The following is a 12,976-nucleotide window of genomic DNA, read 5'->3' as shown; positions in this document are numbered from 1 at the left end:
CGGTTTAGGTTTATGAGTCCTTGTAACAGACGAGGGGGGAGGTTTGTTCAGAAAATGTAAGGGAATGCCGTCTTTATAATTCGACTTCTTTGTCCAACTTTGAAGGATGTTGGTGAGTATGGAACAAAGTTACGATGTATATGCTTTCTTCCTTTTCATCTACATAATATATAATTTTATAAGGATTTACGAGTAAGTATCGGCAGCTAATCTTTTTCTCTTTGGCAAGTATCAGTTCTACAGGTCCTCGGAATGGGTTATTGATTAGTTGCAATGTTTTTTGTTCAATGGTTCTTGCCAGGCGATCGGTTGCTTTGTTACCAAACTCTTGTTGGCTGTATTCTAAAATTTCAATAACCCTTCTTTGTGTTTGAATTGTCCATGCTATCTTCATCATAATAGATAGTGTTTAAAAGTAGTGTGCATTTCTTGGCTGCTGATGATTTGTCCTTGTTGTATTTCATCTATTGCTTGTTCTATTTCTTCTTTAATTTCATCTTCTGTGAGCTGGCAGGGAGCTGCTTTCTTAACAGCAGTTTTCTCTCTCAAACCGAGCACATCGTGAAGTTTCTGTTTCACTTTGTCGATGATCTCTTTACTGTCTATATTGGCAATAGTCCGGATCAATTCTGCTTTCTCTGCTTCCAATTCAAGATAAGCCATACTATTGTAAGCTACTACCGGTTCGGATACTTTGGTTGTTTCCTCTTCTTGTTGCTTGTATTTTTTAGACTCCTTCATAATGCGTCTTGTTTTTTTAGTATGAATACAAAGATAATAAATTAATTGATAGCGAATAAGGTTCCGTTCAGAATTAATTTCATTTGCCTAATTGATGTCTATAAAACGTTTTCGGAATCAAAAAGACGGCTAATGGCCTTTTCCGCTAACTATCCCTTTTCATCTTCTTGCCCATATAGGAGAGAATGTCCCGGAACTTTCCGCTTCTTCGCCCGGAAAGCCGGGCTTGGGAGGAGGAAGAGCCGGCGTTTTCACCTTGAAGAGCCGGCATTTCGACTAAAAGAAGTAAGCATTTGCTCCGAAAGACGGTTGCGTTTTTCAAAAATGAATAAGAGTTTTGCCCAATATCTCTATATGTTTTCTTCCATTACATATATTGTTCTTGTTTGGGAGTGAAAACAGTGGTCCTATTTCTCTGGTTGCTTTCGTAGAGTGATAGGTTGATGATTGATAAAAATATGATATTTTATTGGTTTTTGTTTCTGTTGTTAAACGATAATGCAAAATAGGTATCCTTTTGTTCTCGTAATTGATGTATTTGTTTCTAACGGTATTCTCTTGATTCGAAAATACGGCGATTTTTGCCCATCCTTGGTACTTTGTACGGGAAAAAGCGAATCTGAAGCGTTTGGATTATCATTTTGATAAAAGGGTACTTTGTGTCTGGCTCAATTCCCTTCGGGATACTCGGTTCTATCTTTTTTATATTACCAGCGCAGCGATCTCTGGTGACAGCTCGATGTTTCCGTCTTTGCGGACAATGATGAAGTTGGCATCCCTTAGTGCGTTCATCACACTCTTATACGTAACCAGTCCCATGCCCTTGAAGCGTCTCAGGCTTTGCCATCCGTTCTGGGTGGTGTATTGCAGAAGGTCGCGTACTGTCCTGAATCCCATCTCTCCATATAAAACATTATAGGCATGCGCGCCGACAAGGTTTGATAGGGGAGTATTTACGGGTGTGACCGTATTGCATTTATCGAACATCAGTTCCATCGTCCGACTGCGAAATGTGGCGATTCGCCCCTTATGTTCGCCCAGAGTCCGGAGGATGGAACTATAGTTAGTCGCCACTCGTGCATACGTCATTTTGTTACGTTTCGCCACCCGTGCGATGGGTTCGCCACTGGAGACGGAAAGGAATATTTCCCGTTCGTGATCGTCCGTAATCAACTGACCGAGTTCCTGAATGAGGATATGGAAAAGTGGTTGGTGTAGTTTCTGGGTTTTCAATAGAAATAGTTCGTCGTCACATTGTGAGAGGAGTACTTCACGTTCCAGTTCCTTTTCTTTGATGATCTTTTCCAGATAATTCTCACCTAAATCTTTGGTCTGGTGAACATCAAGATATTGGGTCAGGCTTTCGTCATCAATCATTAGGACGTTCTCTATCCTCGATGAAGCGATATATCCCAAGTTTGCCCATGTGCGGAGGTCGGATTCGGCAATACCGCGTTTCTCCGACAGTTGTTTAAGGGTTATCCAGTTAGCCATGCCTGCCCCTCCTTGTTACTTCTTTGATTGGTCTGTTCATACCTTTCTGATTATTATGAACGTCCACATCCTTATGTATACCTTATATATATAAGAAGTCGGGCGCTGAGTTCATATTTATCCAGACGAAAGGTAGTACCAATACCCCTGTATATAATAAATATGTTCACACGCCCGACCCTACGTCGTACGCATGAAACAGATTTATTGATATACAGTTTTTGCATTAAATTAATTTGGTACTTTCTTCGTCTGCAAAATTGTTTCAATATGCCGCATTTCTCTTCGGCTTTCAAGTGACAAAGATAAAGAATCTTGTGGGAATAGCAAAGAATGTGACAAGAAAGTTGAGACTGTTATGACTTCCGCATGGAAGCACTCTGCATGGATTGGGGATGTGTCATTATTCACCCCAGAGTAACACAGAGTTCCATAGAGCAAACTTAATCTGTTGATAACTAATGATACTTATCTGTATAAATCTGTTGTGAATACGAGTTTCGACACACACCCCCTCTCTGTGTTATTCTGTGTTCTCTGTGGTGAGTTTTTGATACCCCCACTTGTCCCCCCCGAATATTTTCACTAAGTTTGTCGCCCATTAACGTGACAAACACGATATGAATAAGAATTTACACCCTTTAATGTTGGCCGGAACCGGTAGTGATGTGGGTAAAAGCATCATTGCCGTAGCTTTTTGCCGCATATTCCTGCAAGACGGTTATCATCCGGCGCCATTCAAGGCACAGAACATGGCATTAAATTCATATGCCACTCCCGAGGGACTTGAAATAGGAAGGGCACAAGCTGTGCAGGCCGAGGCCGCAGGCGTGCCTTGCCATACGGATATGAACCCGTTGCTACTGAAACCATCGTCCGATCATACTTCACAGGTGGTGCTCAACGGGCGCCCCATCGGTAACCGGAATGCTTACGAATATTTCCGCCGTGAAGGGCGGGAGGAATTGCGAAAAGAGGTTCATGCCGCATTCGACCGTTTGGCTGCCCGATATAATCCGGTAGTGATGGAGGGGGCGGGGAGCATCTCCGAGATCAATCTTCGTGACAGCGATCTGGTGAACCTGCCTATGGCTATGCATGCCGGAGCAGATGTGATTCTCGTGGCGGATATAGACCGTGGGGGAGTGTTTGCCAGTGTTTACGGTTCGGTGATGCTGCTTCGGCCGGAAGAGCGGAAGCATATCAAGGGGATATTGATTAATAAATTCCGTGGAGATATCCGTCTTTTCGAATCGGGAGTGAAGATGCTGGAGGACCTTTGCGGAGTTCCGGTGGTGGGAGTCGTGCCTTATTACAAAGACATTTATATCGAAGAAGAAGATTCGGTGATGCTGCAAACCAAGAATATCCGTGCCGGACAGGGGAAGGTAAACATAGCCGTAGTGCTGCTCCGGCATTTAAGTAACTTTACCGACTTCAATGTCTTGGAGCGCGATCCGCGTGTACACCTGTTCTATACCAACAATACGGACGAACTGATGAAAGCTGATATCATCCTGTTGCCCGGTTCGAAAAGCACTTTGTCCGATCTGTATGAGTTGCGCCGTAACGGAGTGGCGCAGGCCATCGTCCGTGCCCACCGGGAGGGTGCCACGGTGATGGGCATTTGTGGAGGTTACCAGTTGATGGGGCAGGAGGTTTGCGATCCCGATCATGTGGAAGGTGAGATAGAACGCTTGCCGGGATTGGGATTATTGCCCGTCAGCACCCGTATGCAGGGAGAAAAGATTACGCGGCAGGTACGTTTCCACTTTCTTGAAGGCAGCGAGACCTGTGAAGGATACGAGATACACATGGGCACAACGACGCCCCTTGCCGATGTTCCCGCTTCGCCACTCAACCATCTGGCAGACGGAAGGGAGGACGGATATTTTGCCGACCGTACCTGTATGGGGACATACGTACATGGCATTCTCGACAATCCTTCGGTCATCGACTATCTGCTGGAACCTTTCGCCAATAAGCTGAAGGAGACCACTTTCGACTATAAAGCGTTTAAAGAAGAACAATACGATAAACTGGCAGCTCACGTCCGCAAGCATGTCGACCTGCCGCTTATCTATCAAATATTGACAGACAATGATTGAAGGACACGGAGACGATTCTTATAAATACCTCCGCCCGATACGGAGTAATTTCAGTTCGAACGTATATAATAAGGTAAACCTTGACGGGCTGCGGACGCATTTGTGCGGGCGTATCTCCGCCATTTCCGCTTATCCCGAACCGGAACCTTATACATTAGAGGCCCGTCTGGCCGACCGTCACGCTTTGCCTGCCGCTTCGGTTTGCGTGACGAATGGTGCCACAGAAGCCATTTATCTGATAGCGCAAACCTTCCGGGGGACGAATACGGCCATCCTGATGCCTACGTTCAGCGAATATGCCGATGCCTGCCGCATGCACGGGCATAGGGTCACATCCCTGTATACGCTGGAGGCAGTGCCGGAGGACGTGCGTATGGTATGGCTCTGCAACCCGAATAATCCGACAGGAGAGGTGCATGGTAAAGAGCTCCTGACCGAACTGATCAGGAAACATCCGCAGGTTTGCTTCGTGATCGATCAGTCGTATGAATACTTTACGTTGGAGGAACTCTTCACCGCACGTGAAGCTGCCGGATTTCCCAATGTGATCCTCTTGCATTCCATGACCAAGCGATATGCCATACCGGGGCTCCGTCTGGGATACGTAACTGCGCAGCCGGGGCTGATGGCTCGTCTGCGTACGAACCGCATGCCTTGGTCGGTCAATCAGCTTGCCATCGAGGCAGGTCTCTACCTGCTTTCCGAGGGCATTCCGGAAGCTCTCTCCATGAAGGACTATCTGGCAGAGTGTGCCCGTCTGAAAAGTTCGCTTGAAGCGATAGGCGGACTGGAAGTATGGCCTACCGATACGCACTTTATGCTGGTTTGTTTGCGATTCGGTAAAGCTGCCGCCTTGAAAGAGTATCTGGCCCGTGAAGAAGGAATTCTGATTCGTGATGCTTCCAACTTCGAAGGGCTGGACGAACGTTTCTTCCGCATTGCCACCCAGACACCGGAAGAGAATGATGAACTGGTGAGGGCCATTGCGAAGTGGATGGCGGAATAATGACAGATTAAGGATGTATCAGAGTATGGACGAGATGTTTTTTTGGTTTGTTTGCCTTGTATATTTCTGCCGGCTGTCCCCCTTGCCTTTGGCTTGGCTGCTGGATCGCTGGTTGGGAGACCCTGCCTGGTTGCCGCATCCTGTGGTGGGATTCGGCAAACTGATAGCCTGGGGAGAAAAGTCGATGAATGTGGGGAGTGCCCGCGTTTGGAAAGGTGGGCTGGTATCGGCAGTGCTGATTGCGGGAGTCTATCTTTTTACTTTCTTCTTTCTCAGGGTGACCGAAGAGTATTCCATCGTATTGACGGCTCTGATAAAGACCTTGCTGATATTCTGCTGCCTGGCCGGAACGACGTTGATACGTGAGGTTCGGATGGTTTTCGAGGCGGTGGACCGTTCGTTGGACGAGGGACGCCGACAGGTGGGGCGTATCGTGGGGCGGGATACTTCTGCTTTATCTGCGCAGGAAGTGCGCACGGCAGCTTTGGAAACCTTGGCGGAAAATCTGAGTGACGGAGTGATTGCACCCCTTTTCTGGTATGCTGTGCTGGGAGTACCCGGCATGATGGCGTATAAGATGGTGAACACGCTCGACTCGATGATTGGTTACCGAAACGAGCGCTATCGTCAGTTCGGCTGTATAGCGGCCCGGATAGATGATGTCGCCAATTACATTCCTGCCCGCCTGACGGCTCTGTTGATGATAATCGTCAGCGGACGGCTTTCTTTATTCAGGTTTGTGGGTAAATACGGCAGTCGCCATGCCAGTCCCAACTCCGGTTATCCGGAGGCGGCATTGGCAGGTATCCTGAATTGCCGGTTCGGCGGTCCGCATTATTACTTCGGGGAGGAGGTATGGAAACCGTTCATCGGTGATAACGAACGGGTATTGACAACAGCGGATATGAGGAAAGCGGTATCCGTCAATCAGAAGGCAGAGACGTTGATGGTCGCGTTGGTGTGGCTGACTGTTCTGCTGTCTTTGGGTTAAGTTGCAGCCGGACTATTCCACCGTAAGGTGTCAGTGCGCCGAAAGCATCTTCCATCTTTAATGTTCCTGCATAGATCTGTGCACAAATCAGTACTCCGCCATGTGCGAAGACAGCCACGCGCCCGTACTTTTGCCTGCTCACTTCATCCAGAAATTCGGAGACCCGTTGAAGTTGCATCATAAACGATTCTCCGCCTGTGGCTGCTACATGGAAATAGTCGTCATACCACTCTTGCAGTCGCGGATCATCTATTTTGTCGAACTCCTTCATTTCCCATTCACCGAAGTCCAGTTCTTTCAGACGGGCATCACGAATGGCATCCGGATAGCCACAGTGCTCTGCCAGACGGGTGCAGCGACTCAAAGGACTTGTGAATACGGCATCAAACACATCATCCTGCAACTGTTGAGCCGTGATTGTGGCTTCTTCTTTAAAACTATCCCGTAAGGGAACATCGGTCTGGCCATAACAGACGCCTTTGGGAACATCGACAGAGGTATGTCGGATCAATATGATTTCCATGATCTTATTGGTTTAAGTATGAGTTTGATTCACCACAGAGTAACACAGAGTTTCACCGGTTTTTAAATTCTTGTCTATAAGATGTTTAAGAGATAAATCATCTCAGTGGAACTCTGTGGTGAATCAAACTATATGAATATAAGAATAACTACCCCCAGGTAGAAGGACAGTTCGCTTAAAAGGAACAGTGCACCGCAGCAATCGCCTGTATACCCTTGTAACTTTCGTTTCATCAGCCTGTATAGTAGATACAACACTGCCAGCGGGAATATAATGGCAATCCAATACCTGTACGGAAGCAGGAGCGTCAAAGGAAGTATTCCGCATAAAAGTCCGAAAGCAAATTCTCCTTGCGACATTCTATTATAAACCACCTTCGCCTTGCTCTCTTCTTCTTTCCGTGCGTAAGGCAGGAAGTTAATGATCTGTGATGAAGTCAACTTGCTCACAGTGTCGCCTGCAATCAGTACAGAGCAGGCGAAGGAGAGAGGAAGACTTGTCAGGAGATTCCATAGCAGGAAGAAGTATACGATCAATCCGATGACCCCATAACTGCCGATGTGCGAATCCTTCATAATAGAGAGGATACGTTCCCGGCTGGTGCCTCCGCCGAATCCGTCAAAGAAATCCGCCAGCCCGTCTTCGTGCAATGCGCCTGTAATCAACAATCGGCTGGTAAGTGCCAGCAATACGGCAACGGTGAAGGGGAGGACCTGTGCGGCCGACCAGAGTACCCCCGCCATGACGCCGCCCGTAAGCCATCCTGAAAGGGGCCAGTAAGGCACCACGTGCTTAAAACATTCTGCCGGAACTTCCCGGATGCGCCAGAAGGGGAGACGGGTGAAAAAGATAAATGCTGCTAATATATTCATGTGGGGCTTCTTTAAAAATATTTGGTGATGGACGCATGCGCAAAGTTGTCCATTTCGTTGATCATCCGCACCGCAGAGTCTACGATAGGATAGGAGCAGATGGCTCCGGTCCCTTCTCCAAGGCGCAAACCCAGATTCAATAACGGCTTGGCTCCCATGGCATCAAGCAGAAGCTTGTGTCCAATCTCGTCTCCCTGATGGCCGAAGATGGCGTAGTGCATTACTTCAGGGTAAAGCCGGGATGCCGCGAGGATGCAGTTTGTCATGATGAATCCGTCCACCAGGATAATCATTTTCAGTTCGGCTGCCTGAAGCATGGCACCTACCGCCATTACCATTTCCAGGCCGCCGAAGTAACGAATCAGGTCGCGTACGCTTCCGTCTCCCTGATAATTGTCCAGTGCCCGCTGCAATACGCTGTATTTATGACGGATTCCGGCATTGTCGAGTCCGCTTCCGGCGCCGACGCATTGTTCGAGGGGAATACGGGTGAAGCAGGTCATCCACATAGAGGAGGATGAAGTGTTGCCGATTCCCATTTCACCCAAGGAGAGCACATTGCATCCTTCGGCGTGGCACCGGCGGACTATCTCTGCCCCGCGGTCTATACACAAGTCCATCTCTTCTTCCGTCATGGCCGCTTCATGCAGGTAGTTGCGTGAACTTTTGCGTACTTTCATATTGATAATTCCCTTGTCGTAAGGCAGATCGTAATCCACTCCGGCATCCACGATCTTTAATTCGAATCCGTGTTGGCGGCAGAGGAAGTTGACACCTGCCCCTCCATGAAGGAAGTTGCTGATTTGCTGCCAGGTGATCTCTTTGGGAGAGAGGCTGACACCTTCGTCGACAATGCCATGATCGGCTGCAAATATAATGTTCTGCGGACATTTCAGCGTGGGAGTCAGTGTCTGCTGGATAAGCCCGATTTGCAAAGCCAGTTCTTCAAGTGTTCCCAGAGAACCTTTGGGCTTGGTCAGATTGTTTATTTTGTCGGTCAATGCTTCCCGGATTGTTTCGTCCGGTCTGGTGATTTGAAATGTTTTCATTTTATATAGGGTTAGTCTATCGTTTGTTTTTCATCTTTTACTTTCACGGGAATGCCCGATACCATTAATAAGACCTGATTGGCCCGGGTGGCAATATACTGGTTCATCCACCCCTGCATATCGGTGAACTTTCGTTGTATAAGGTTTTCTGAGGTGCCTCCCATGCCGATCTCGTTGGTGACGAAGATAAAGGTGGCTTCCTGTTCTGTCAGCCGGTCAAACTCGGTTTTTATGGCGGCGAGTGCCTTGTCTGTATCCGCTTCAAGGTCGAAGAAGTAATTGGTACACCAGAGTGTTACGCAATCGATCAGCACTACACGCCCTTGCAAAGAATGGCGGCTCAGTTCCTTTTCTTCTTCTATGTTGGTCCATTCCGGTCCCCGGTTGGCCTGATGACGTAACACCCGTTGACGGAACTCTTCGTCCCAGATGCGTGAGGTGGCCAGGTAGACCGGATTGGGGGAGAGAGATAATGCTAACCGTTCGGCATAGCTGCTTTTGCCCGAACGGGCCCCTCCGGTGATAAGTATGATCTGTTTCATGAATCTATCTGTGTATTTTCGGTTAGCAAATGTACGGTAATATTTTATATTTTCGTTCCCGGATGCAAAATATTGTGCCATTGCCATGGGTATTTCAGAAACAATATTTATCTTTGCACTGCTTTACAAAACGGAAGCAATTATATTGCGGTAGTAGCTCAGTTGGCAGAGCGGCGGCTTCCCAAGCCGCAGGTCACGAGTTCGACCCTCGCCTACCGCTCAATTCATGTTTTCAAGTCAAAAGTAAATATCGCAGGTTCCCTTGATCTTTTTGTGAGAAAAGAATGATGGAATCTGCGGTTTTTTTGTGTATTTCCTCTTTCACTCTTTGTTCTTTTCTTACCTTTGTGAATCAATTTTAATAGATAATCACATGAATAAGAAACTAATCTTATCTATCTTCGTTCTGGCAGGGGCTCCTGTACTGTTATCGGCTGCGGGAGAAGCACGATTACTGCGTTTCCCTGCTACGAACGGAAAGGAGATCGTATTTTCGTATGCGGGCGATTTGTATAAAGTGCCTGCTGCGGGAGGTGAGGCACAGCGTCTGACTTCCCATGTGGGATACGAAATGTTTCCCCGGTTTTCTCCGGACGGCAAAACGATTGCATTCACCGGACAGTATGATGGAAATACAGAAGTGTATACCATGCCTGCGACAGGGGGTGAACCGTTACGAGTTACCTATACGGCTACCAATAGCCGCGATGACCTGGGTGACCGTATGGGACCCAATAACATTGTCATGACCTGGACACCGGACGGACAGCGCATCGTATACCGTAACCGTATCAGTGATGGATTTTCCGGCAAACTGTTTACAGTGGACAAGGAAGGTGGATTGTCAGAAGCAATTCCTCTTCCGGAGGGCGGATTTTGCAGTTACTCACCGGACGGAAAACAATTGGCATACAACCGGGTGATGCGCGAATTTCGTACCTGGAAGTATTATAAAGGCGGTATGGCGGATGATATCTGGGTGTATAATCCGAACAGCAAAACAGTGGAAAACATTACCAATAATGTAGCTCAGGACATTTTTCCGATGTGGATTGGCGATGAAATCTTTTTCCTTTCCGATCGTGACCGCATCATGAATATCTTTGTATACAATACGAAGACTAAACAGACTGCCAAGGTAACTGATTTTACTGAGTATGATGTGAAGTTCCCAAGTGCCAGTGGAAATACCATTGTCTTTGAGAACGGTGGATATATTTATAAGATGGATGCCGCTACCCGGAAGGCTGAAAAGGTAAACATTACACTGGCTTCGGATAACATCTATGCCCGTACCGATTTGAAAGACGGAGCGAATTATGTGACTGCGGCCAGTCTGTCGCCGGATGGAGCACGAATGGTAGTGACAAGCCGGGGTGAAGTATTCAATCTGCCGGTAGAGAAAGGGGTTACAAAAAATATAACTCGTTCGCCGGGAGCTCACGACCGTGACGCACAGTGGTCACCGGACGGAACACAGATTGCCTATATCTCTGATGCTACAGGCGAAACCGAACTTTATCTGCAGAATGTGGCAGGTGGCGAACCGATGCAGTTAACCCATAAGAACGATACATATATCCGTGGCTTTAAATGGAGTCCGGATTCTAAGAAGATAGTGTATATGGATCGTAAGAACCGAGTTAATCTGCTGGATGTGGCTTCCGGGAAAGTTTCATTATTATTGCAAGATCCGATGGGAGTGCCGGGTGGAGTTACTTTCTCTCCGGACAGTGAGTGGTTGACTTATACACGGATGGGTAAAAATGAAATCAATGTCGTATATGTCTACAATATTGCGGAAAAGAAAGAATATCCGGTGACCGACAAATGGTATAACTCTTCTTCTCCGGTGTTCAGTGCCGACGGAAAGTATCTGATATTCTCTTCTGCCCGTGATTTTAATCCGACTTACGGATCATTGGAATGGAACCATGTATATAATAATATGTATGGTGTGTACATCGCTTTGCTGTCTAAAGATACATCGTCTCCTTTCATGCAGAAAGATGCGGAAGTGGCTGCATCTAATGCTGCACCCAAAAGCGGGGATAAGAAACCGGCAGATAAGAAGGAGGTGGCTGATGCTTCGTTGGTGAAGTTCGATCCGGATGGCATTACCGATCGCATTGTTCGATTGCCCTTGTCTCCGTCTTATTATGGTAACTTCTATTCGGATGGCAACAAGGTGTACTACTGGGGACGCGGTGGTACGAAAATGTATGACTTGGCAAGTCAGAAAGAGGAATCGATTGCCGATGGAGCTTCGATGGATGTTACTTACGATGGTAAGAAGGCACTTTTCTTTAAAGGCCGTCAGATTTATGTGACCAATCTTCCTTCGGGTAAGACAGAACTGACCACTCCGGTCAATTTAAGCAATATGAAGATTACTGTGGATTATCCGAAAGAGTGGGCACAAATCTTTGATGAAGCTTGGCGTGCCTATCGTGACGGATTCTATCAGGAGAGCATGCACGGTGTAGATTGGAAAGCAATTAAAGAAAAATATGTGGTCTTGCTGCCTTACGTTAAAACTCGTTTAGACCTGAATTACATTATCGGTGAGATGATAGGTGAATTGAACTGTGGGCATGCTTATGTCAATCCGGGAGAAACGGAACAGCCCAAACGGATCAATACCGGTTTGCTTGGTGCGGAGATTACCCGCGACAAGAGTGGCTTTTTCCGTCTGGAGAAGATATTCCCCGGAGCATCTTGGAGCAAAGAACTGCGCTCTCCGCTTACGGAACCGGGGGTTGATGTGAAAGCAGGAGAGTACATCGTAGCTATTGATGGTGTGCCGACCAATACAGTTAAAGATATGTATTCTTTACTGGTGGGTAAAGCAGAGATACCTACTGAAATTTCGTTGAATGCCAAACCTCAGCTTTCCGGAGCACGTAAGGTTGTGATCAGTCCGCTTGCCAATGAATATCCTTTGATACATTACAATTGGGTACAGGATAATATAAAGAAAGTGGATCAGGCTTCCAACGGACGTATCGGATATATTTATATTCCGGATATGGGACCGGAAGGCTTGAACGAGTTTGCCCGCTATTTCTATCCGCAACTTGATAAAGAAGGGTTGATTATTGATGATCGTGCCAATGGTGGAGGTAATGTTTCACCAATGATCCTGGAACGTCTTTCCCGTGAACCTTATCGCCTGACTATGGGTAGAGGTACCAGCCATGTGGGAACAGTGCCTGATGCTGTACAGGTGGGACCGAAGGTTTGTTTGATTAATAAATACTCCGCTTCTGATGGCGACCTGTTCCCGTGGGGCTTCCGCGCACTTGGATTGGGCAAGTTGATAGGTACGCGTACCTGGGGAGGTATTGTTGGCATTAGTGGTTCATTGCCATATATGGATGGAACAGACATACGTGTTCCGTTCTTTACCAGTTATGACCCGAAGACGGGACAATGGATTATCGAAAACCATGGTGTGGACCCGGATATCCTGATCGATAATGATCCGGTGAAAGAGTGGAATGGAGAGGATCAGCAGCTGAACAGAGCCATCGAAGAGGTTATGAAACAGCTTCAGGACCGTAAACCATTGGCTCCGGTACCTGCTCCGAGAGATTTTAGCAAATAAAAAACTTACTGAGATTGCAGTAAGAGGTTTTCACCACAGATTC

The 12,976-nt window shown here is 47.2% G+C and carries 11 protein-coding genes and 1 tRNA gene; 5 read left to right on the top strand and 7 right to left on the bottom strand.

All coding sequences use genetic code 11. The annotated features are described in order from the left end of the window. Nucleotides 1-73 precede the first annotated feature (73 nt). From ISX59_RS02525 to ISX59_RS02515, 3 genes are all read right to left on the bottom strand, one after another. Nucleotides 74-397 (bottom strand): type II toxin-antitoxin system RelE/ParE family toxin, encoded by a 324-nt coding sequence (locus ISX59_RS02525; protein ID WP_220575627.1) that lies wholly within the window; start codon nt 395-397, stop codon nt 74-76. Next, a complete protein-coding gene (locus ISX59_RS02520; protein ID WP_005777955.1) occupies nt 394-741 on the bottom strand; it encodes a hypothetical protein in 348 nt (115 codons plus the stop codon). Before ISX59_RS02520 ends, ISX59_RS02525 begins: the two co-directional genes overlap by 4 nt. Nucleotides 742-1,443: 702 nt before the next feature. Continuing rightward, entirely contained in the window at nt 1,444-2,235 is a 792-nt protein-coding gene (locus tag ISX59_RS02515; RefSeq protein WP_005806323.1) for a hypothetical protein, read from the bottom strand. 620 nt (nt 2,236-2,855) lie between these two features. Here ISX59_RS02515 and ISX59_RS02510 point away from each other — a divergent pair. Genes ISX59_RS02510 through cbiB form a run of 3 tightly spaced genes read left to right on the top strand, consistent with a single transcriptional unit; the run spans nt 2,856 to nt 6,340 of the window. Then, nucleotides 2,856-4,343: a cobyric acid synthase gene (locus tag ISX59_RS02510; RefSeq protein WP_220575626.1), complete on the top strand. Its 1,488-nt coding sequence runs from the start codon at nt 2,856-2,858 to the stop codon at nt 4,341-4,343. Beyond that, nucleotides 4,336-5,349, top strand: a complete 1,014-nt coding sequence (gene cobD / locus ISX59_RS02505) for a threonine-phosphate decarboxylase CobD (RefSeq protein ID WP_220575625.1) — start codon at nt 4,336-4,338, stop codon at nt 5,347-5,349. Before ISX59_RS02510 ends, cobD begins: the two co-directional genes overlap by 8 nt. Before the next feature lie 34 nt (nt 5,350-5,383). Further along, the gene (gene cbiB / locus ISX59_RS02500) at nt 5,384-6,340 is read left to right on the top strand and encodes an adenosylcobinamide-phosphate synthase CbiB (protein WP_171810367.1); all 957 of its coding nucleotides are present in this window, start codon (nt 5,384-5,386) and stop codon (nt 6,338-6,340) included. Here cbiB and cobC read toward each other — a convergent pair. From cobC to cobU, 4 genes are all read right to left on the bottom strand, one after another. Continuing rightward, nucleotides 6,273-6,863 carry an alpha-ribazole phosphatase gene (cobC, locus tag ISX59_RS02495; RefSeq protein WP_005806314.1) on the bottom strand — a complete coding sequence of 197 codons (591 nt, stop codon included), beginning with the start codon at nt 6,861-6,863 and terminating at the stop codon, nt 6,273-6,275. The two genes, cbiB and cobC, sit on opposite strands and share 68 nt — an antisense overlap. Nucleotides 6,864-6,991: 128 nt before the next feature. Continuing rightward, entirely contained in the window at nt 6,992-7,735 is a 744-nt protein-coding gene (gene cobS / locus ISX59_RS02490; protein WP_005806312.1) for an adenosylcobinamide-GDP ribazoletransferase, read from the bottom strand. Nucleotides 7,736-7,746: 11 nt separating this feature from the next. Next, nucleotides 7,747-8,784 (bottom strand): nicotinate-nucleotide--dimethylbenzimidazole phosphoribosyltransferase, encoded by a 1,038-nt coding sequence (gene cobT / locus ISX59_RS02485; protein ID WP_220575624.1) that lies wholly within the window; start codon nt 8,782-8,784, stop codon nt 7,747-7,749. An 11-nt stretch (nt 8,785-8,795) separates the two neighbouring features. Continuing rightward, on the bottom strand, nt 8,796-9,407 hold the full coding sequence (cobU, locus tag ISX59_RS02480; RefSeq protein WP_220575623.1) for a bifunctional adenosylcobinamide kinase/adenosylcobinamide-phosphate guanylyltransferase: 612 nt from the start codon (nt 9,405-9,407) through the stop codon (nt 8,796-8,798). 66 nt (nt 9,408-9,473) lie between these two features. On the opposite strand from cobU, the gene ISX59_RS02475 reads away from it, so the two are divergent. Then, nucleotides 9,474-9,546: transfer RNA gene (locus ISX59_RS02475), tRNA-Gly, on the top strand. 153 nt (nt 9,547-9,699) lie between these two features. Then, a complete protein-coding gene (locus tag ISX59_RS02470; RefSeq protein WP_220575622.1) occupies nt 9,700-12,933 on the top strand; it encodes a S41 family peptidase in 3,234 nt (1,077 codons plus the stop codon). Nucleotides 12,934-12,976: the final 43 nt, after the last annotated feature.

The sequence above is a fragment of the Bacteroides sp. FSHCM14E1 genome, from assembly GCF_019633785.1.
GTDB lineage: Bacteria > Bacteroidota > Bacteroidia > Bacteroidales > Bacteroidaceae > Bacteroides > Bacteroides hominis.
Note: the sequence above shows the minus strand (reverse complement) of the source record. Positions and strands in the feature narration are given on the sequence as shown.